Raw genomic sequence first — 21,689 nt, forward strand, 5'->3', positions numbered from 1 at the left:
AGACTCAGTGAAATTGAAATCGCAGTGAAGATGCTGTGTACCCGCGGCTAGACGGAAAGACCCCGTGAACCTTTACTACAGCTTGGCACTGAACATTGACCCTACATGTGTAGGATAGGTGGGAGGCTTTGAAGCACAGACGCTAGTTTGTGTGGAGCCGACCTTGAAATACCACCCTTGTAGTGTTGATGTTCTAACTTAGGTCCCTTATCGGGATTGAGGACAGTGCCTGGTGGGTAGTTTGACTGGGGCGGTCTCCTCCCAAAGAGTAACGGAGGAGCACGAAGGTTGGCTAAGTACGGTCGGACATCGTACGGTTAGTGTAATGGTAGAAGCCAGCTTAACTGCGAGACAGACACGTCGAGCAGGTACGAAAGTAGGTCATAGTGATCCGGTGGTTCTGAATGGAAGGGCCATCGCTCAACGGATAAAAGGTACTCCGGGGATAACAGGCTGATACCGCCCAAGAGTTCATATCGACGGCGGTGTTTGGCACCTCGATGTCGGCTCATCACATCCTGGGGCTGAAGTCGGTCCCAAGGGTATGGCTGTTCGCCATTTAAAGTGGTACGCGAGCTGGGTTTAGAACGTCGTGAGACAGTTCGGTCCCTATCTGCCGTGGGCGTTTGAGAATTGAGAGGGGCTGCTCCTAGTACGAGAGGACCGGAGTGGACGAACCGCTGGTGTTCGGGTTGTGATGCCAATTGCATTGCCCGGTAGCTACGTTCGGAATCGATAACCGCTGAAAGCATCTAAGCGGGAAGCGAGCCTCGAGATGAGTTCTCACTTTAACTTTAAGTTAACTGAAGGGCCGTTGAAGACTACAACGTTGATAGGCTGGGTGTGGAAGCATGGTGACATGTTAAGCTAACCAGTACTAATTACCCGTGAGGCTTAACCATACAACGCCAAAGTGGTTTTGCACGTTAGAAGTTAGTGTTGCTAAAGTAGCGTTTTACGAATTATCAGAATTTTCCGAATTTAAGAATTAAACAAGGTGAGCGACGACGCGGTATCGCGAAATTGATTCACCTTGCGCAAATGGAATGCTCGTGCGATGCACGATGTCATTAAACATTTGCACTAAGAATTTGCTTGGTGAACATAGCGTTTTGGAACCACCTGACCCCATGCCGAACTCAGAAGTGAAACGAAACAGCGTCGATGATAGTGTGGCAGCTGCCATGTGAAAGTAGAACATCGCCAAGCACCTAATAAAAGAAAGCCCGATTCGAAAGAGTCGGGCTTTTTTGCGTTTTGGGTTTATAGGTTTTGATAAGCGCAGCGCCATCCGATGTTTTTATACCAATTGGTATTAATTGCCCGCGGGAGGTTTGCCTTGCCAATAGCTTAAAATCTTCTGCTGTATGCATATCTGAATTAAAATGAATATAGATACCGCTATTAGATCAAACTTTTAAAGCAATTGGTATAATCTTTATGCGGAATGATATAAGACGTTTGCATAGCGTCATGTGAGCAAGTGATTTAATGATACATGTGCAATACCCTCTGATTATCGTTATGATTAAATACAGACTAATCAAATAAGGGTTATTGTGTCACTTTACTTAATATACTTGCTTGTCATATTTGCTTTGTTTGGTACTTCCGCTAGCTACTTCTTGCGCTTTTTGTATTATTACTGGGTTAAGCGGCAAATTGAAGTAAAGTTTATATGGTATGCAGGTGGCTGCGCCCTATTGGTTGTTATTATTTCAGGTATAGGGCGCTGGTTTCTCAGTGAGTAGATTAAGGCTTATAAGTTTGGCATTGTTGCTTGATACACAGAGGCGTTATTGGTAGTACAGCTTTACATGTATCAGATGATGAAGTGCTCTCGTTATTCATTCTTTCTTGCTCTGTTATCTTTGTCACTATATCGTCAAGTTTTTGCTTATTTACTCGTTTTGTCGAGTAAATAATGTATTGGCTTGGCCCCTCACACGAAGGGCGTTCACCAACAGCAAGTACTTTGCATTGATAACTGGCATCACAGGCTTTATCAGCGATTAGTGCATCTAGAATCTCATCATTGGACTTTTTAGTAGAGTCTTGGGTGGTCCACGTTATCTGGCAGCCTCCAAGTAATACTCCAACTAGTGCGATTAAGATGAAAGACAATTGCTGTTTCATAATTGCTCTTAAAATGTTTCTTGAGATGTATTGGTTAGTTTAACACATTTATTTTCAACACATTGCGCACTAGGTCGAGTTAGGTGCTGGCAAATACTCACTAAGCGATTTTGAGCATTATAACTACTTTCATAGTGTGTTATTTTACTGGCGAGCTTTTTCACTGCTTCTGAGTCGGCCGATTTATTTGAATACACAATATAGCTACTCGGTCCGCCACATGCACGACTACCCACCGCTTCAACTTGGCATTGCATTGTTGTGTCACAAGTTACATCTTGCGTCAGCGCTTTCAATTGACTGTGTAATTGTTTGATATCTTCTGCTGATACTTTGTCTAGTATGGGTTGAGGTAGTTTTTCAGCCTTTACCCCAGGGCTATGCAACTCTTTATTCGCCGGCGCTGCTGCTAAGGGCTGAGCTTTATTTTCCTCTTTACTAGGCTGTGTTTGGCTACTATTTTGTGAACTGACTTGATTACATCCCGCCAAACAAATACTCAGTATGAGTGCTTGAGATAGTTTAAACATGGCTACTCCTTTTTTTAAGTTAGTTTGCCCGTTAAGTTACAATGTTACAAGTGTTAACCGTTTGCGTATCTTAATTGCACACAAATACTTTGGACTCATGAGAGGCCGCCTTTGGTTAGTTTTTCAGGGTTTAATAGCTTAGTTAACTCGTCTTCGCTCAGTGTTGTATGTTCTTTGGCGACTTCAATAATGGGCTTGTTTTGTTGATAAGCGAGTTTTGCTATTTTTGCTGCTGCTTCATACCCTATGATAGGGTTGAGTGCTGTGACGAGAATAGGGTTTTTGGATAATGTAGCCTGTAGGTTATCGTTGTTTACTTTGAAGGTCGATATGGCTTTATCGGCAAGGAGATGGCTTGTATTTGCTAGTATTTTGATGCTTTCTAAAATGTTGTAAGCGATAACAGGCAGCATGACGTTAAGTTCAAAGTTTCCAGATTGGCCTGCCACAGTAATGGTTGTATCGTTACCAATAACTTGAGCGCATGCCATCGCTGCAGCTTCAGGTATAACAGGGTTAACTTTCTCAGGCATAATGGAGGAACCAGGTTGTAACGCTTCTAACTCAATTTCACAAAGCCCTGCTAATGGGCCAGAGTTCATCCATCGTAAGTCATTTGATATTTTCATTATGGCAACTGCGAGCGTTTTCAACGACCCAGATAAGTTCACCACGCTGTCTTGACTGCCAATACTAAAAAAGAAGTTGTCCGACGGTGTAAATTGAATACCAATACGCTTACTGAGGTTTTTGTTAAACGATTCAGCAAACGCAGGATCTGCGTTGATACCGGTTCCAACGGCTGTACCACCTTGAGCGAGTGCGCATAAGCTTGCAAGTTGCGTTTGAATATGCCCCGCGGCATGATCTACTTGTGCTTGCCAGCCACTGAGTGTTTGAGAAAGCCTAACAGGCATCGCGTCCATTAGGTGCGTCCTGCCTGTTTTTATGCAGTCTTCGACAGTAGCACTTTTATTACTTATTGCTTGTGATAAGTGTTTTAAAGCTGGCAGCAATTGAGTGGTAAGCTCGATGACACAGCTTACATGAATTGCTGTGGGGATCACATCATTAGAGCTTTGCCCCATATTCACGTCATCATTGGGGTGTATTGCTTGTGCACTATTTTGACTTGCTAAGGTAGCAATTACCTCATTTACATTCATATTGGTACTGGTGCCTGAACCCGTTTGGAATACATCTATGGGAAACTGATCAGGGAATGCGCCATCAATAATCTGTTGTGCAGCATTAATAATGGCGTCAGCTTTGTCTGAAGGTAGGTGCTTTAAATTGGCATTCGTGTGTGCGGCACTTTGTTTGATGTATGCAAGCGCACGAATGAATGGAGCTGGCAAGGTTAAATCACTGATCGGAAAGTTATTTATGGCACGTTGAGTTTGCGCTTTATAGAGGGCATTTGCAGGTACTTTTAACGCCCCCATACTGTCTTTTTCGATTCGAGTTTTTGACATGAATTGCTCCTTAGCTAGATTGCCTGTTATGCACTTGAAGATAACACGTTAAAAGGTAGACTGGTGCTTTGTATAGTTAAACTTTATGAATATATCTAATGTGTTAGGGGCTTTTTAGGTAGCTTGGTAGATATGGTGTGTGTATTGAAGGGTTTGCTAACTATGTAAAGTAAGTTACATAGTTAGCCACTAAGATGGATAAGACTTAGTGAAAAGAATAGGCATCATTAGTTGTACCCAAGTATAAATACTTGTGCAGTGTTTGGCGCATCTTCTTGCTCACTGGGCGTTAAAATATCTTGTACTTCTTTTCGGTAGTCATCACTTTGCACGAATAAGTTATCGTCATGCTCTGCAATAAGGCCTGACTCGCAAATTGGCATGTGTGTGATGGTAGAAATAAACATTATTAGGTCCTCGTGTGGTTGTATGACAATATAAATATAGCAGATGTTGTGCCATCGTGAAGAAATCTAATAAATACAAAGTATTAATCTTTTTTCATAAGTATTGTTGCGTGAATTATGTGTTTGATTGCTTCAACTTAGCGCAGCCATGAACAAAATAAGTGCAAGGAGTCAATGTGGATAAACCTTTCTCTCAAGCCTGTGAAAACAACAAAGCACCAATCTTATCGGTTATCGAGCCATATTTACGACATTATGACTACGTGCTTGAAGTGGGTTCAGGAACGGGACAGCATGCGGTATATTTTTCTGAGCAGCTGCCCCATTTGCGTTGGCAAACAAGTGATAGGGAGCAAAATCATGGAGGGATCTGCAGTTGGATTGAACAGAGCTGTGCGCAAAATGTGCTTGAACCTATACGATTAGATCTGAATCATCCATGGCCTGTGGAGCAAGTGCCTGTTATTTATACGGCCAACACGTTGCATATTGTAAGTAAGGTGCTGGTGGATAAGTTTTTTCAAAGTGTCAAAGCACATTTGGCAAACGGTGGCTTGCTGTGTATTTATGGTCCATTTAATTACCAAGGGCACTTTACAAGTGATAGCAATGCGCAGTTTGATGCATTTCTAAAAGCTAATGACTCAGACAGTGGTATTCGCGATTTTGAATGGATAAATTCGCTCGCACAACAGGCGGGTCTGAGTTTATTAAAAGATCAGGCTATGCCTGCAAATAACCGGTTATTGTTGTTTAAAAGGTAAAACCTGCGCACATTGGTCTTTATATTGCTCAATATGTACTTTTTCTCGTTGGATAAAGTCAGCAATGGCGGGGCCAAATACTGGGTGTGCAATATGATGCATAGAATAAGTCGTAACAGGCTGAAACCCCCGAGTCAGTTTATGTTCGCCTTGGGCGCCTGCATCAAACTTGTTGAGGTTGTACTTGATAGCGTATTCAATTCCTTGATAATAGCAAAGTTCAAAATGCAGAGATTGATACGCCTCAAGGGCGCCCCAATAGCGGCCGTACAAGGTATGATCATCGCATAAGTAAAAGCTAGCAGCGACTAATTTCTGATCATCAAACGCGGCACATAAGCGTACGATGTGTGGCATTGTATTAAGTACCTCTTTAAAGAATGTTAAATTCAAATACCCTTGATGGCCAGAGCGTTTGATATAGGTACTTTGATAGCACTGGAAAAAGCGCGCTAATACGAGGTTGTCAATCTGATCCGCCGTGAGCCAACGAATGGTCAGTTTATAGCGTTGTGCTTGTTGGCGCTCTTTTTTAATCATTTTACGCCGCCGAGATGTTAGCGCGTTTAGAAAGTCAGTAAAGTCTTTATATTTGTTGTTAAACCAATGAAACTGTACACCATGGCGAGTTATAAAGTCGCGGCTTGGTGATATGTTATCCGTGAAAAAATTAATATGTGCCCCTGACCATGAGTAAGCTGCACAAGTCTCCTTTAAAGTGACGCAGATATATTCAGTAAGCTCAGCCGTTAAGTTTTTGCACAAAATACGCTGACCGGTAACAGGCGTAAACGGTACACCGCACAGCCATTTAGGATAATAATTTAGGCCATAGCGTTGATATGCCTCTGCCCATGACCAGTCAAAGACATATTCACCATATGAGTGGCCTTTTAGATACCCTGGCAAAATAGCGATTAACTGTTGAGTGTGATAAATCAGTAAGTGGTGGGGTTGCCAACCACAACTGCTATGTACACATTGGCTTTGCTCGAAAGCTTTTAACCATGGATAACTGCAGAATAAATTGTCTGTGCAGAGTTGCGCCCAATCATGAGGCGATACGTCCTCAATAGAATTAACAAACTTATGGTTGAACATGGTTTGGCATTGCATCATTTATAAAGCTACTTAGGTGGTTGGCAAAATCACCGTATGCAGGATTGAAGGTTAGGCGCTGTAATGGTACAGCATGGCTCATGTTACTTTGTGTGCGCTCGCCAAGCAGTGGTGCTGAGTGTTGTTTGCACTCTAGGTATTTTGCGGGATTTTCAAGATATCCTCCACAGCTGCGATATATGCCTTTCCAGCCGTAATATGGATGTGATGGAGGCTGTAAGATACCAATATGCGACATATCGATGACCTTGTTACAGCTTGCATGCTCACAGTAAGGAGTCAGCACTTTGTAACCATCAGGTAATTGGGCCGTGGCTGAATTTGGGTTGCCATAATAGTACAGCACTTGCTTTTTAGGGGAGGGATTGGTGCTCGCAAAGCGCTTTAACATCGCAATGCTTGCATTGCTGTCAATGGTGCTGTCAACCTCACTAAAGGCTGTAAATAGAGGTAGGTCGTCAGGCAGAGACGCTGTTTTTAACCCCTGCATCGCTGCATCTGCTAAAGCGGCTGCTTGCCAAGGAAACGACTCATATTTTGCAAAATCATAGTCAGCATCTTCATCTAGCCAGTTGAGAAAGGGAATTCTTGCGATCCATTTAGCTAACCAAGCATGTTTGTTATGGGGTTCGGTAGCTGGGGAAATGAGCGCCATAGCGCGTAAGTTTTCTGGATCAGACTGTGCAACATGAGAAACAGCTAAGGCCGCACCTGTTGAGTAGCCTACAACTGCGAACTGCTCAAAATCTTCGGCTGTGCGTGTTATTGCGTAGTTGATCAACGCCTGCCAATGGCTCAGTTTAACAAGTTGCAAATCGCTGGGAGCAGTCGCATGGCCTGGTAACAGTACCGCACGTACGTTGTAGCCTTGTTGATAAAACGTATCGGCCAGAAAGTGAAAAGTGAAGGGCGAGTCTGTTAAGCCATGAATAAGCAAAATAGCACGCTCTCGGTTTGCTTGTCTGAGTTCAAACGGCGCAATGAGGTCTAACACTGTAAGCTGTTCTTTGCTATAGCCAAGAGTTTTGGCTGTTGGTGTTAACACCGGACAAGATTGTTTGGCGCGTTTGTTGCGGCTGTTGATGATCGCTTTTGTCTTGGCTACATACTCACTAAATGGCGCACTGTGTTTTACAGGCCATGTCACTGGGCCTTGATTTATCGCAAAGCGATACAGGCCATTTTGCTGCGCTTTAATGAGGTTTTGCCAATCTTGTGCTATCTGCAAACAGTTTAGCGCCGACTTGGCTGTAGCGGCGAGGGTTTGGTTTGCAAGCATATTGGCACCCAGCAAGAGTACAAGAAAAAGCAGTTTCATAGTATTAACAGTAATGTGCTAAACATAGGGCTAGCTTATCCCGCTCTAGCGGTTTTGCAAGGTGTCTGTTAAAGCCAATTGCAATGGCGTGCGCTTTGTCTTCTGGCATCACGTCTGCCGTTAGGGCGATAATGGGGAGCTCATCAATACCTTTGAACTGACGTATGACGGCTGTCGCTTGATAGCCATCCATAATCGGCATTTGACAATCCATTAGCACAAGGTCGAACTGTCTATTTTTTACAGCTTCAACGGCCTCTTGACCATTGGCGACAATGGTATGCTGAATATCAAAAGAATTGAGCATGGCTTTGATCACAACTTGGTTAACAGGGTTATCTTCTGCTACGAGCACATGTAAGCAATGTATTTGTGATATATCTATCTGCTCTAGCTGTTTATTTTGAGCGCTAGAGTTCAATAGTTTCATCTCGAGGGTAAATGTGCTGCCTTGACCTACGTCACTTTTAAGGCGTAGTTTTGCGCCCATAAGTTCAGCCAGCTCTTTGGCGATGGCCAAGCCTAGGCCTGTACCGCCATATTTACGGGAAGTGGAATTATCTGCTTGGCTAAATGCATTGAAAATAGTGTGTTGTTTATTCGCTTCAATGCCAATACCAGTGTCTATCACATTAAACAGTAAGTGTACTTGTTTGGTGCCATACTCTGCGGTGATGTCCAAAGTGACCCCGCCACGCTGGGTGAACTTGATTGCGTTGCTGCATAAATTTATCAAAACTTGCTCAATACGCATTTCATCCCCTAGTACCCAGGTGGGGCCTGGTAAGTTATGAGTGATTTGCCATGAGATACCTTTTTGCTGGGCGCTAGATGAGAACATGGTGTCAATTCTGTTAAGCAGCTCCTGCAAGTCAAAAGGGTGTTTGTCTATTTGAAGGCGGTTTGATTCTATCTTTGCAATATCAAGAATATCGTTAATTAGGTTTAGCAAGGTTTTAGATGCCGAACCTATCTTTTTTATATAGTCTTTTAATTCAAGGTTATTGTGGGTGGCACTGGCGAGTGAAGCAAATCCGATCACCGCGTTGAGTGGCGTGCGAATTTCATGGCTCATGTTTGCTAAAAATCTACTTTTTGCTTGATTGGCTCGGTCTGACTGCGCTTTGGCTTTGGCTAAAGAGCGCGTGCGTTGTTCAACTAAAGCATTTAGTGCGTGATGTTGATAATTGAATAGCAAGAGTATGTATATGATGAGTGCTGTGATACTTAATTGCAGGATCAGTAACATCAGAGTGAGCTTTTGATTAAGTCGAGAAGCATACTCATCTTTTACTGATAGCTCCATGCGCCACTTTTGGCCTGCAACAAATAACGTAATAATCTTTTTTTCTTGCTCATTGATTAATTGCTCCGGGCCAAAATTCTGATAAAAAACATCATTGTTACTGACATCGTAAAAAGCAATATTAAATAGTTTCGCCTGTGCTTGCTTTAGTGCTTCAGTCAGTAAGGTTTCAACTTGTATCACAGCTGTAGCATACCCTTTTATGGCGTATTCAGTGTTGGTAGCGCTTGGATCAAAAACAGGTGAAAATAATAAGTAAGCAGGCGCGGGGCGGCTGTCCTGTATTAAATATATGATATCACTGGCTTGAGGTTCTGTTGTTTGACTCGCATTAATCATTGCTTGTTTTCTATTGTTTTTCGAGTACACATTAAACCCAAGCGCCCCTTTGTTACCATTGAGTGGGGTGATATATTTCACAACGACGAGTGGGTCCAAAGGAGTAATTGGCTCGCCCTTTACCTTGATGCCATCTCCATACAGCTGGGTTAGCTGAGTATTTAGTTGATCGCGTTGCTTTGCACTAATACGTACATTCCAAGACAGAGCACGTAAAAAGGAGTACTGGTTTCTCAGTTTACTAGCGATAGCGTCGAACTCTTGTCTTGAAAAGTGCTCACGAGCTTGCAGCTGGTTTGCTAGAGCTTGTATTGCCAACATGCTTTGATTCACATAGCGATACACGATATTTTCAAGAATTTGCATTTCACGCTGCGCATTCATGCTGGCGCTTTTTACATTACTTTGATTGTACAAGAAAGTAGTCAGTGCAACCGACATACATAGTACAATACAGGCTGAAAATGTGCTGGCTACATTATTTAATGGTTTGGAATCTGCCAGCCATGGTTGCAATGCGATTAGCAGGGCAGGCGTAGCAATTAATACGCCTAAAGAATCACCTAGCCACCAAGCGAGCATATTGTGCCAATGATTAGCAAAGCTGTACTCAGGGTGATAGAAGCTCAGTGCAAACACCCCGATGTTGGCAGAGACTAAATTAATGATTACACCGACGAGACTAATGAAGTAGGCGATTTGGAGGCGGCTTTTTAAGTGCAGTGGGTGACCGAGCCAAGCTCTTAGAAGATAACCTCCAAGCAGTGCTTGTAATATTACGCCGAAGGCTATCATGCTGACTGCAATTGTGTTCGGTACAGAGAGTTCGGTGAAGCTCCAACCATGAGCGGTTGTCCAATTAAACGCGATAGATGCAACGGCTAACCCTGGTACAAATCGCCACCCCCAAAAAAATACCCCGACCAAGGCCACGCCAGCAGGAAGCCATATCGGTAACACCTGATCTTGAAAAGCGAACACAGTCAATAACTTGCCAAATACAAAATAGCTCAACATGAGGATGATGTAACTGAGCTGTGATTGCCATTGATGCTTAAAGTTCATAAGTCATAGTTGTATTGAATTTTGATTGTAGCCACTAAGTATAGCTGGCGGAGATGAGAGGGTAGCTATTCGCACATGCTACTTTGTATTCTGCCAGTTACGTGTGTTCGAATAATGTAACTCTATGAGATAATGTGGATTATTTATTAAAAGAAGTAAAGTGTCGATTGTTATTTGCAAGATAAGAAGCGCATAGGATAGAAAGTGCAGATATAAAAAAACCGCTTTAAAAAGCGGTTTTTTTATAAGTAATGGCGGAGAAGGAGGGATTCGAACCCTCGATAGGGCTACAAACCCTATACTCCCTTAGCAGGGGAGCGCCTTCAGCCACTCGGCCACCTCTCCGGCGCAAAACTGTAAAATATGGCGGAGAGATAGGGATTTGAACCCTAGATACGCTATTAACGTATGCCGGTTTTCAAGACCGGTGCTTTCAACCACTCAGCCATCTCTCCATGGGCAAAGATAATACTCAGCGAATTTGTTGCTGTAAACCGTTTTTAAACTGTTTGGCCAAAAATTAAACTAAATTTGTGAAATTAATTAATCATTGCCTAAAAATGAAGTAAATTGAGGTATTTGAAATGCACATGAGTAAAAATTAAAGTGCTGCGGTTGGGAGTTACAGCACTTTAAACATAAACTTATTTATAAAGCGTTACATGACTTAACGCCAGCAATTTACCTAGTCGGCTTAACAATGACATCCAGTCAAAAGTAACTTTTGCTGGTTCGATAGTGACGGTGTTTGCTTGCGTGTTGCTGCACGCAGCAGCTGAATTAAGCATGTTGACTCCTGCTTTATAGGTTGAATGAAAAACAAGGCTATTTTGCGCGCAAGCTGAGCAAAAATAAAACGATAAAAATTGTTTTTTCGGATAAAAAAAACTAATCCAATAGTTGTTTTTGCATGTGTTCTCTTGTAATTTTATTCAAGTTACAAAATGAAATGTATAACAAAAATTTTATTGCCATCATTGTCTTAGTGTGTTTTTGGGTTTTTGCTTGAAAGTGGGTTTGAATAATTATTCAAGTTAATTAATTTTGTTTCTAGTGAGGTTTTATGCTGGTGGTTGTTAAACCCGGCGATAGTCAATGTAAACAAGCGCATATTCACTGGTTGCAAAGGCAAAATGAAGTAAAAAAACTGCATTGTTATTGGTTTTACACAACGCCAAACTTCAACGATGACCTGAATAAATTGCGCCGGCTTGTTGCTAGGCATTGTTTATTGGTGGTTATAGGGGGGGATGGTACTATTCATTTAGCAGCTAACGCTTTGGTAGGATCGAGTTGTGAGCTTGCTATTTTACCTGCGGGCACAGGTAATGATTTCGCTCGTCAATTTAATCGCACAACCATGCAGTGGCGAGAAAGCGTTTTTTCTCATCGCAAAAGTCAGATTGATGTTGGGTTTATTAATCAGCGTTATTTTATCAATGTAATGGGGCTTGGTTACAGTGCGCATGTAGTTAACGCCGTAAATAAAAGCAGTAAACGACACCCGTTAAGTTATATTTGGGCAGCACTCAAAGCGCTTTTTTCCTACCAAGGTGTATTTGTGCGTGTTGCGGGCTCCAAGGTTAATAAAAAAGTGATGATGTTGTTATTTGCAAATGGTCAATACTTTGCAGCTGGCATAAAGTGCGCGCCTAACGCGACGCTGCACGATGGGTGTCTACAAGTTGTCAGTGTATCGCCCGACTCGCATTGGGCACGAGTAAAGACCTTTTTAATGATGCTATGTGCTAAACATGAGAAAATTAGTTGTGTCTCTGTCAGTTGTGGCCGCCACTTTGACATAGTGACGCCCGATCTCGACATCGAAGCGGATGGAGAGTTGGTTGGCAAAACTCCAGCGGTTATTGGCATTCGCCAAAAAGCGCTTACGTTACGGGGTTGAGATTGCAAGCTAATTAAAAAAGCCGATATAAATCGGCTGTTAGGTAGGGAGATAGATATTTGTTAATGCTTTAGGTTAAAGAGCTGATAACCTGAAAATGCTGGTATTTGCTGTTGTAGTTGAGACTCTGTTTTGGCAATAACGGAAAACTGTCCACATAGTGCATTAGCTTGTTGCTCTATATTCTGAGCTTGCATATGTACCTTGTCTTCAATTTGCTGGCCCATGTCTTTCATTCGTTGCTCGAACGCCGCCATATCACCACCGGAATTGCTCATTTGCGAGCCAATGGCCATTAGAATACTACCAATTGATTCCATCATGGCACCTTCTACTGCTGTTTCGATCCTCTCTTCAAACTGTTGTTCAAAATTACTGCCAAACTCATTGAAAGTTTTTTCTCCCATAACAAAAGCGCCTTGCTGATAAAAAGTTTCGCTGACCTCACTCTCTACGTCTTTAAGTAAAGAGCTCAAAGAGCCAAACTCTTTTAGTTCGAATGCATTAGCAACCTCTTCAAGTGCCACACCCGCTATTTTAATGCCATCAAGCGCTATATTGGCCACTTGTGGAAGTTTTGCTCTGAGTTCATCTGCGTAGTTTGCAACAGCGGTTTGCTGCTCTGTATTTAAGGCTATTACAGCACCATCAATGAATACTTGTCCGTTGTCAGTAATGCGCAGCTTACTATTATTGTTGCTGTTAGTGATGAAGAGTTCATCAGGTGTGATACGAACATCATTTTGAAAGTCTACTTCACACTGCTCTGAACTAAATTGTACATGTGTGTTGTCCGCCTGTGAGTGTGCAAAAGATGCTGAGCTCAATGTCATTGCTGCTAATAATGCGATTTTTTTCATTTGATAAACCCTTAACGAGAATAGATATACCTATGACTATTCAAGTCTGATGCCAATAATTAAAATATATAAATATCAATTGGTTAATGTTTTTCTCTCACATTGGTTTGAAATTAACGTTTAGTTTTTTGACCATAATTTAGCTAGTTTGACTAAAACAAGAACAGTGATAAAAATTTTTTATTAAAACGATAAAAAACTCTCACTTTTCAGATTTGTTTTTTCCAGCTAAATACTCATTTAGGTGAACAGATCACATTAAGGTGCTTATGTATTCACCGAGTAACTATTATTAACACTTATTGGAGTGGGTTGTGGGTAAGACATTTTCTTATGATGCGCTTGACGATGATTTTGTAGATGACGAATACGAGAACCTCGGTCGTAATCAGCATGATAAGCAAAAGCGAAAGGTAAAGAAAAAGCTCGATGACTATCTTGAACAAAAGCGCTTGCGCAAAAATTTAGGTGAAGATGATTTCGATTATCTTGATTAGTTAAAAAGGAGGCCTCGGCCTCCTTTTTAATGCCTACTTATTTGAGTGCTAATTCAATATGTTTAACGAGCTTTACGGGCTTTGTGGTTGGCGAAAAGCGCTTTTGTGGTACACCATCGCGACCAATAAGAAACTTAGTAAAGTTCCATTTTATTCGTTTGCCGAAAACCCCCGGTAAAGTGTTTTGCAGATAAGTGAATAGCGGATGTGCATGTGGTCCATTGACCTCTACTTTTTCCATCATCGTAAAGTCAACGCCGAAATTAATCAGGCATCCTTGTTGGATCTGTACAGCATCACCTGGCTCTTGCCCGCCAAATTGATTGCATGGAAACCCCAGAATGACTAAGCCTTGCGCTTGGTACTGTTGGTGCAGTGCCTGAAGCCCTTCATACTGTGGTGTGAAGCCACACTCGCTGGCTGTATTAACGATCAGCACAACTTTATTTCTGAGTTGCTCTAAGTCGAATGGCTGTCCCTGCAATGTGGTTGCGGTGAACTGATAAAGGTTGGACATGTTCGATTTCCTTTGTGTCTATTCAATATTTGATTTGTTAGGGAGTAGCAAAGCTGTCGATTAAAAACTCAATGAGTAAGCGCACTCGATAAGGCATCAGATCTCTACGCGGATAAACAAGCCAAGTGGCCCCATCATTTACCTGAAATGACTCTAATACGTACTCTAGCTTACCCTGATCAACATAAGGTTGAGCAATGTCCTTGGCTAAATGGGCGACTCCCAATCCTGCCAAACATGCGTTGATAAGTGCAAAAGAGTTGTTGCTGCGCCAGTTTCCTGCGACTTTAATTTCTTCTATTTGATCACAGATGTTAAAGCGCCAGCGCCCTTGCGATGCTGATAAGCAGTTATGTTGACATAATTCGTATGGGTGACGAATGTTACCGTGGATGTTTTGATAGCCTTTACTGACCACCCATGTCATGGGGCGTGGGCACAATTTGCGAGCGATTAAATTAGAGTCTTGAAGTAAGCCAAAGCGTATTGCGAGGTCAAATCCCTCTTCGACTAAATCAACATTGCGATTATTGAAGTCAATATCCACACTGACCTCAGGGTAAACTTTGATAAACTCAGCGATTCGAGGAGTCACATGATTGGCGACAAACTCGCCAGCGGCTGCAATCTTGATCTGCCCTTTAGGGGTGTTTTGTACACCTTGGACATGGTTGGTTGCATCAATCAACTCTTGTTGTATCACCTTTAACTTAGTGGCATATTGCCGCCCGGCATCGGTTAAGTTTTGTGAGCGTGTTGTTCGCTGGATGAGTGTTGTACCTAAGCGCTTTTCTAGTTGTTGGATCTGGCGACTTACATACGATGTTGATGTTTCGAGTTTTTCGGCCGCTTTACTAAAGCTACCTTGCTCTACGACAGCAAGAAACACCTCAAGACCTTGCCAAATAACCATAGGTTCACCAATTTTTAGACAATAATCTAATTATAATGGATTTATTATTGCTATGAGGCAAAAGTTATTTGTGTGTCTAGTGTGTTTGTTATGGCTGCGTTTGACTACACTAGTATTCTTAAACGACAGGCGGGTATTAACCTGCCCTATGACTGCGATGAGCAATTTATGGAGCGAAACATGCTAAATTTCAGCTTTGTTAACCCAACGCAAATACACTTTGGCGAAGGGCAAATATCTAGTTTAACTTCCAGCATCCCTCAAGATGCTAAAGTACTGGTTGTGTATGGTGGTGGTAGCATTAAAAAAAATGGTGTGTATGAGCAAGTAAGTAACGCGCTTAATGCTCACACTTGGGGTGAGTTTGCTGGCATTGAGCCTAACCCGAGTTATCAAACTTGTATGCAAGCGGTTGCTATGGTACGAGAACAAGGGTACGACTATATCCTCGCAGTGGGAGGCGGCTCGGTTATTGATGGTTGCAAATTTATTGCCGCAGCGGCGTTGTTTGATGGAGAACCGTGGGACATTCTGGGCAAAGGCGCAGAGGTCAAATCTGCTTTACCATTAGGTGTGGTTTTAACCTTGCCAGCCACAGGTTCTGAGTCAAATAGTTTTAGTGTTATCTCGAATAAAGACACAAACGATAAGTTGCCATTTGCGACTACCTTAGTTCAGCCACAGTTTGCGGTACTCGATCCAGATGTTATGAAGACTCTGCCTGAGCGCCAGCTTGCCAATGGGGTGGTTGATGCGTTCGTGCATACGATGGAACAATATTTGACTTACCCCGTTAATGCAAAAGTGCAAGACCGCTTTGCTGAAGGGTTATTGCTCACTCTAATGGAAGAAGGGCCGAGCGTGTTTGGTCAGGATGTCTCTTATGAGGTACGAGCTAACGTCATGTGGTCGGCCACGATGGCCCTCAATGGTTTAATTGGTGCAGGTGTCCCACAGGATTGGGGAACACATATGATTGGACACGAACTCACTGCGGTTTATGGGCTAGATCATGCTCAAACGCTTGCGATTGTTTTGCCTCGTATGATGGAAGAGCAAAAAGAGCCCAAGCGAGACAAACTACTACAATATGCGCAACGCGTACTGGGGCTGGATACTTCGGATCCTGACGCGGCTATCGAGCAAGCGATTGCAAAAACCGAAGCCTTTTTTCACAGTGTTAATATGCCAACGCGTCTAAGAGATTATGGTCTTGGTGAAGAAGTGGCAGATAAAATTGTTGCTCAACTTGAGCGTCACGGCATGACAGCATTAGGGGAACACCAATCCGTAACACTTGATAAAAGTCGTAATATCCTGTTGCGAAGCGTGTGATAAAAATAGCTTGACGTGTTCAGTGTCACGTCAAGCAACTTGCTTATCAACAGCATCGCCCTTACTCGTCAATTCAAGTTGTTAAATTTGTCATTATTTTATACTCAGCCGGCTGTTTTTCCTGTCTTTCAAGAAGATATTTGTTAAGGTTGACAGCATAGAAAGCAAATTTAATCGTATAGGTTGGAGAACATAATGACAAAGGTGTGGGATGGATTCATTCGAGGCTTTCATTGGCTTTTGGTGATTGCGATTGCTGTGCTTTACGTAAGTGGTGAAGAAGGTTGGCTTGATGTTCATTTTGTTGCAGGCTACTTGCTGTTAGCGTTGATGTTCACACGTTTAATTTGGGGTGTGATTGGTAGTGATACCGCAAAGTTATCTGCGCTTATACATTCGCCAAAAGCTGCAATTTTATCGCTACGCAGTAATGAGCCGAGTGCGGGCCATAATCCCGCAGGGAGTTACATGGTGCTGCTCTTTTTTGTGCTAATTTTAGTGCAGCTATTCAGTGGCCTTATGAGTACTGATGATATTTTAGTAGAGGGGCCTTTAGTTGCATATGTTCCATCATCTTGGAGTGAAGTAGCCTCTAGCTTACATCATGACAATATCGATATTTTGTTGTTTGCAATAGCATTGCATGTTGTTGCAATAGTCGTTTATCGCTTACGCGGCAAAAACTTAGCTAAAACACTTTTGACCGGAAAAGAAAGCAATGTGTTACAACAGCCTAGAATGGTCTCTGGCAAGTGGGCTTATTTGATTTTTATAGTTTTATCTGTGGGCATACTGAGTGTCTGGGGGGGCGAGCCACTCAGTTCACTGTTTAGTTAAAAGTAAAGGCCTAAACTCTAACCGAGTTAGGCCTTTTAACTTTTAGTCTTTGAAAGATTTATGACAATCTTTACAACCTTTCGCCCAGTTTTTGAATGCTGGCCCAATTACAGCTTTATCACCAGAGCGAGCAGCCACAGCAAGCTCTTGTGCGTATTGCGCGAACATTTTTGCTTTTTTATCGAATGTCTCTTTGTCTGACCATATTGCAGGCAATGCGTCGGTGTCACCCTTATCTGAGCCCGCAATGAACGCTTCCCAAGGCATCGTAGATAATTGCGCAGCGCTATTTGCTCTTTTCTCAAAGCGCTTTGCATCGAAAGGAATTTTCCCTTTGAGCATATCCCCCATGTCACCAATCTGATATCGAATTAGCTGAAATGCGGCTTTACGGTATTCAATGGCATCTTCACTCGACTCAAACAAAGTATTCGCGTTTGCATTGAAGGTCATCAAGGCCACTGCTGCAATTATTATCTTTTTCATTTACTTACTCCATTAAATATCATATTAGGAACATTAGTGTTGCGGAAAACACTCTAGGAAGCAAGAGTAATGAGGTGAGCTCGTATGTGTCGCTTTTTGAAGGCGGTTTAACACACAGCTTTATGACAAAATTTATATGCGTTTACTTTTTTTTACATTAAATTTTTCTTACTAAACATGCGCTTATGTATTTTTGGTGTCACTTTGTGAATTTACTCCTACTTTTATGTCTCTTCTGTGTTGCTTGTGTCTACATGTTTACATTATATTAATTGTCCACTCGAATTTAAAAATAATAGCAACACATAGTAAACAATAAGTCCTAGGGGAAAACATGTCTAATATGATTAAGAAGACTGCAATAGCAGCGGCGGTAGGTGGTGTTATCCTATCAGCTAGTGTATCTGCACAAACAGCGCAGTTAGTGAACAAATATTCTAGCTTTCAAGCAGATAGAATTAACGTTAGTGATGTTCAAAAGCAAAAACCAGTTTCATACTTAGTTGTTTTAAAAGCAACTTCTTCAGCTGATTTATTCGCACAAGGTACTTACCAAGCTGGTGATGCAAGAGCGACTATTGCGCAAATCGAACGTATTCAAAACGCTGTTAGTCTTGAGTTAAGTAATTTAGACATTAATGCAAAAGTGATTGGTCGCACTAAGGTACTAGCGCCAACATTGATCATTGAAGCATCTGAAAAAACAGTAGAAAAGCTAAAGAATGATCCTCGCGTATCTAAAGTATTACCTATGTTCGAATCTGATCTGCACATTGAAGAGTCTTCAGATTACGTTAAAGCGACACCTGTGAGAACAGGTGGTGTTGCGACAGGTATGGGGCAAAAGGTTGCTGTTCTAGATACCGGTATTGACTACACGCACGCTATTTTTGATGGTGCAGGCACTGTGGAAGCATATGAGGCTGCGCAAGCAGATCCGACAAGTGTTTCATGGCCACAAGGTCAGGTTAAAGGCGGTTATGATTACATGCGTGATGATGCTGACCCAATTGAAAATGATCCTTCAATTGGTCCAGCAGAAGGTGACCCAACTAGCCATGGTACGTCAGTATCTCACTCGGTTACAGGCATAGCACCTGATGTTGAACTATACGTTTACTCTGTTTGTGGTGGTGGTTGTCCAGGTGCAGCACAAGCGGCAGCACTAGAAGCTGCTATGGATCCTAATGGCGACGGTGATATCAGCGACCGCGTTGATGTAATTAACATGTCACTTGGTGGCGAGTACGGTGATACTTATACACTTAGTGGTACTCAGTTCCTAATTCAACGTGCTGTTGACCTAGGTGTTAACATGGTAATCTCTGCAGGTAACGATGGCGATAACCCATTCCGCATTGGTGGTCCAAGTACTACACCGAATGCATTATCTGTTGGCGCAATGACGCACCCAACTATCCCTGAACCAATTGCTTCAGGTACAGTAGCTGGCTCTGAAACAGTTATTCAAGGCGCAAGTTTTGGCCCTCAAGGCGCATTTGAGATGACTAGTGATATGGCACCTCTAGTGTACCCTGATGTAAACCAAAACGGTTGTGACGCATTTGCGGATGATGTGGACTTTACAGGTAAAGCGGTATTGATCGACCGTGGTGCATGTGCATTCGTTACTAAAGTACTTAACGCGCAAGCTAAAGGTGCGGCGTTTGTATTTATTGCAAACAACAATAATGATGGCTCACCAGCGCCAATGGGTGGTAGTTCTGACGCTGTAACTATCCGTTCAGTAGGTATTAACTTTGAAGCTGGTGCTGCGTTGAAAGAGCAACTAGCTGCTGGTGCTGCAACGTATAGCGTTAAAGTTGAAATGAAAAACTTAGTTGGTGCAGTTGCAGATTTCTCTTCTCGTGGTCCTTCTATGGACGGCTTACTGAAGCCAGAAATTACCGCACCTGGTACTAATATCATGGTGGCTGCTACAGGTACTCAAAATGGTCTAGCACCTGCAACTGGTACTTCATTCTCTGGTCCAATGACTGCAGGTGCTGTTGCACTAGTTAGAGAAGCTTTACCTGAGCGTAATGCGTACGAAATTAAAGCTACGCTAATGAACTCTGCCAACCTAAACGTTACAAATGAAGCAGTAACGGTTAACCCTGATAGCGAGTTAGCGCCTATCAGTATGATTGGTGCTGGTTTAGTTGATGTTGAAAAAGCAGTAAACCTACCTGTTGCTGCTTGGGTACATCAAGAGAAATATGACACAAACCAAGCAGCATTATCATTCGGTTTAGTTCATGTTGAAGGTACTGCTGAATATACTAAAACTGTAACGCTGAAAAACTTCTCTGCGCAGGAAAGAACTTATAACCTACGTACTGAAGCGCGTTATACAAATGATGCTGATACGGGGGCAATTAGCTGGAATATCCCAGAGTCGGTTACAGTTCCTGCTGGTCAGACAGTTGAGTTTGACGTAACACTTACTATTGATGCATCTAAACTACCGGAATGGAAGCTAGGTAACCCGCTTGACGCTGATGACTTAGCAGCATTTAGCCCAGCATTAACACTTGCTGAATTCGATGGTGCTTTAGTATTCGATGACCCTGCTACAGAAGGCGATCATGACCTACACTTAGTATACCACGTGTTACCTAAAGCACATGAGGGCATCAAAGTAGGCTATGAGCTGGTTGATGGTAAGGTAATGGTAACTGTTGAGAACAACGGTTCTGCTGAATTTACCCCAATGACTGAACAACTTGTTGCACAGCGTGATGCAATGTCAAAAGAAGAGAAGTCATCAAACCTAGTTGCGACGACATTCAATGTTTATGAGAATGAAAGCTGTAACTCTGGTTTATGGTTCACTAACTCACTTGTACTTCGTGATAGCTTAGCGCATCAGCGTCAAGTTGGTGGTTATGAAACTCGTTTAGATGTTGATGGTGATGGTGTTCAAGACTACCTACTAGCACAATATAGTGATGTTGGCCGTAGTGCTGCGATCCCTGGCCGTACGCGTACAGCCGTTGCACCTTTAGTTGATGGAGCTCCAAATTGGGGTCAAGCTTGGGTAACACCATTCGCTCACGAAGGTGGTTCTAACACTGTAACCTTTACCGGTTGTGCTGAAATGATTGGCTTGTCATCTGACAATCTAGGTCAAGAGATTGCGTTTGAGTCTCGTATTGGTTTTGGCTACGATTTAGGTATGTACTTCCCTGAATATGATGATGAGCTTTCTGGCACAGCTAAATTCGCTACATCAAGTGCTAAGCTGGTAACAGCATCGGGTGAAGCTGTTGCTAAGCTAGCTCCGGGTGCAAAAGCATATGTAAGCGCTGATGCGCCATTTGCCCTTGCAAGCGCGGATCTTTCAGGTGTTGTGGCTCCAATGACGGATGCTGTATTGAATAACCCAATGCCATTCGATGCACCAGTTCTTAATGGTGTAGAAGTGAGTGTTGCCGAAAATACAGAAACAGGCACTGTTATCGCTACACTAGCTGCTGAAGAAGTTGAAAATACCCTAGATATTTCTGAGTTCTATCTTAAATCTTCTACTCATGCAGGTCTATCTGTGAACGCTGCAGGTGAGATTGTTGTTGCTAACGGTGAGCTTCTAGATTTTGAAGCTGGTAATAACGAAGCGAAATTGGTTGTTACAGCAATCGATGTAATGGGTAATATCTCAGAGCCGGCTGAAGTGGTTGTAAATATCACTAACGTGGTAGACACAGAAGCTGAGCAGCCGCCAGTTGTTGACGTAACACCTGAGCCGAAGAAAAGCTCTTCAGGTTCATTAGCATGGTTAGCGTTACTAGCTGCACCATTTGCTGCACTACGTCGTCGCAAGCAAAAATAAGCCTTATGCTTGAACTAAAAACGCCAGTCTTTTGACTGGCGTTTTTGTTT

At 42.6% G+C, this 21,689-nt stretch carries 18 protein-coding genes, 2 tRNA genes and 2 rRNA genes (1 of these 22 running past the window's edge); 8 read left to right on the forward strand and 14 right to left on the reverse strand.

Translation table 11 applies throughout. The features are described from left to right. Together GDK41_RS00160 and rrf are read left to right on the forward strand one after the other, a co-directional pair. A 23S ribosomal RNA gene (locus tag GDK41_RS00160) occupies positions 1–902 on the forward strand (it extends 1,983 nt beyond the left edge of the window). A gap of 192 nt (positions 903–1,094) precedes the next feature. Continuing rightward, positions 1,095–1,209, forward strand: a 5S ribosomal RNA gene (rrf, locus tag GDK41_RS00165). A gap of 543 nt (positions 1,210–1,752) precedes the next feature. Here rrf and GDK41_RS00175 read toward each other — a convergent pair. From GDK41_RS00175 to GDK41_RS00190, 4 genes are all read right to left on the reverse strand, one after another. Continuing rightward, positions 1,753–2,136, reverse strand: a complete 384-nt coding sequence (locus tag GDK41_RS00175) for a hypothetical protein (RefSeq protein ID WP_152084531.1) — start codon at positions 2,134–2,136, stop codon at positions 1,753–1,755. 8 nt (positions 2,137–2,144) lie between these two features. Then, a complete protein-coding gene (locus GDK41_RS00180; RefSeq protein ID WP_152084532.1) occupies positions 2,145–2,666 on the reverse strand; it encodes a hypothetical protein in 522 nt (173 codons plus the stop codon). A 95-nt stretch (positions 2,667–2,761) separates the two neighbouring features. Beyond that, positions 2,762–4,141, reverse strand: coding sequence for a class II fumarate hydratase (locus tag GDK41_RS00185; RefSeq protein ID WP_152084533.1), 1,380 nt, complete (start codon positions 4,139–4,141; stop codon positions 2,762–2,764). Between the two features lie 227 nt (positions 4,142–4,368). Beyond that, positions 4,369–4,548: a hypothetical protein gene (locus GDK41_RS00190; protein WP_152084534.1), complete on the reverse strand. Its 180-nt coding sequence runs from the start codon at positions 4,546–4,548 to the stop codon at positions 4,369–4,371. Positions 4,549–4,724: 176 nt separating this feature from the next. Between GDK41_RS00190 and GDK41_RS00195 the strand changes: the two genes are divergently transcribed. Beyond that, on the forward strand, positions 4,725–5,312 hold the full coding sequence (locus GDK41_RS00195; protein ID WP_152084535.1) for a DUF938 domain-containing protein: 588 nt from the start codon (positions 4,725–4,727) through the stop codon (positions 5,310–5,312). Here the strand turns inward: GDK41_RS00195 and GDK41_RS00200 are convergent. The 6 genes from GDK41_RS00200 to GDK41_RS20165 form a co-directional block, all read right to left on the reverse strand. Then, a complete protein-coding gene (locus tag GDK41_RS00200; RefSeq protein WP_232056490.1) occupies positions 5,292–6,431 on the reverse strand; it encodes a GNAT family N-acetyltransferase in 1,140 nt (379 codons plus the stop codon). The genes GDK41_RS00195 and GDK41_RS00200 overlap by 21 nt on opposite strands. Then, positions 6,400–7,710, reverse strand: coding sequence for an alpha/beta hydrolase (locus GDK41_RS00205; protein ID WP_172971522.1), 1,311 nt, complete (start codon positions 7,708–7,710; stop codon positions 6,400–6,402). Before GDK41_RS00205 ends, GDK41_RS00200 begins: the two co-directional genes overlap by 32 nt. A gap of 43 nt (positions 7,711–7,753) precedes the next feature. Beyond that, positions 7,754–10,459, reverse strand: coding sequence for a CHASE domain-containing protein (locus GDK41_RS00210; RefSeq protein WP_152084537.1), 2,706 nt, complete (start codon positions 10,457–10,459; stop codon positions 7,754–7,756). Positions 10,460–10,711: 252 nt separating this feature from the next. Then, positions 10,712–10,804, reverse strand: a tRNA-Ser gene (locus GDK41_RS00215). Positions 10,805–10,823: 19 nt separating this feature from the next. After that, positions 10,824–10,914 (reverse strand) — tRNA-Ser (locus GDK41_RS00220). A 189-nt stretch (positions 10,915–11,103) separates the two neighbouring features. Next, positions 11,104–11,247, reverse strand: a complete 144-nt coding sequence (locus GDK41_RS20165; protein ID WP_172971523.1) for a hypothetical protein — start codon at positions 11,245–11,247, stop codon at positions 11,104–11,106. Positions 11,248–11,522: 275 nt separating this feature from the next. Here GDK41_RS20165 and GDK41_RS00225 point away from each other — a divergent pair, with 275 nt between their 5' ends. Next, on the forward strand, positions 11,523–12,362 hold the full coding sequence (locus GDK41_RS00225) for a diacylglycerol/lipid kinase family protein (protein WP_152084538.1): 840 nt from the start codon (positions 11,523–11,525) through the stop codon (positions 12,360–12,362). Positions 12,363–12,424: 62 nt separating this feature from the next. Here the strand turns inward: GDK41_RS00225 and GDK41_RS00230 are convergent, their stop codons facing one another. Further along, positions 12,425–13,222, reverse strand: a complete 798-nt coding sequence (locus GDK41_RS00230) for a YggN family protein (RefSeq protein WP_152084539.1) — start codon at positions 13,220–13,222, stop codon at positions 12,425–12,427. 314 nt (positions 13,223–13,536) lie between these two features. Here GDK41_RS00230 and GDK41_RS00235 point away from each other — a divergent pair, with 314 nt between their 5' ends. Beyond that, positions 13,537–13,719, forward strand: a complete 183-nt coding sequence (locus GDK41_RS00235; RefSeq protein ID WP_070983449.1) for a PA3496 family putative envelope integrity protein — start codon at positions 13,537–13,539, stop codon at positions 13,717–13,719. A 37-nt stretch (positions 13,720–13,756) separates the two neighbouring features. On the opposite strand, the gene GDK41_RS00240 is transcribed toward GDK41_RS00235, so the two are convergent. Together GDK41_RS00240 and GDK41_RS00245 are read right to left on the reverse strand one after the other, a co-directional pair. Beyond that, positions 13,757–14,236 (reverse strand): glutathione peroxidase, encoded by a 480-nt coding sequence (locus GDK41_RS00240; RefSeq protein WP_152084540.1) that lies wholly within the window; start codon positions 14,234–14,236, stop codon positions 13,757–13,759. 37 nt (positions 14,237–14,273) lie between these two features. After that, positions 14,274–15,149 (reverse strand): LysR family transcriptional regulator, encoded by an 876-nt coding sequence (locus GDK41_RS00245; RefSeq protein WP_232056491.1) that lies wholly within the window; start codon positions 15,147–15,149, stop codon positions 14,274–14,276. 180 nt (positions 15,150–15,329) lie between these two features. Here GDK41_RS00245 and GDK41_RS00250 point away from each other — a divergent pair, with 180 nt between their 5' ends. Together GDK41_RS00250 and GDK41_RS00255 are read left to right on the forward strand one after the other, a co-directional pair. Next, complete coding sequence (locus tag GDK41_RS00250) at positions 15,330–16,484, forward strand: iron-containing alcohol dehydrogenase (protein WP_152087462.1); 1,155 nt, start codon at positions 15,330–15,332, stop codon at positions 16,482–16,484. Between the two features lie 195 nt (positions 16,485–16,679). Beyond that, positions 16,680–17,321 (forward strand): cytochrome b/b6 domain-containing protein, encoded by a 642-nt coding sequence (locus GDK41_RS00255; RefSeq protein ID WP_152084541.1) that lies wholly within the window; start codon positions 16,680–16,682, stop codon positions 17,319–17,321. 42 nt (positions 17,322–17,363) lie between these two features. Here the strand turns inward: GDK41_RS00255 and GDK41_RS00260 are convergent, their stop codons facing one another. After that, a complete protein-coding gene (locus tag GDK41_RS00260) occupies positions 17,364–17,774 on the reverse strand; it encodes a c-type cytochrome (RefSeq protein WP_442960201.1) in 411 nt (136 codons plus the stop codon). A 367-nt stretch (positions 17,775–18,141) separates the two neighbouring features. Between GDK41_RS00260 and GDK41_RS00265 the strand changes: the two genes are divergently transcribed. Next, complete coding sequence (locus tag GDK41_RS00265; protein ID WP_152084543.1) at positions 18,142–21,639, forward strand: S8 family serine peptidase; 3,498 nt, start codon at positions 18,142–18,144, stop codon at positions 21,637–21,639. Positions 21,640–21,689 lie beyond the last annotated feature (50 nt).

The organism is Pseudoalteromonas sp. A25, assembly GCF_009176705.1.
Classification (GTDB): domain Bacteria; phylum Pseudomonadota; class Gammaproteobacteria; order Enterobacterales; family Alteromonadaceae; genus Pseudoalteromonas.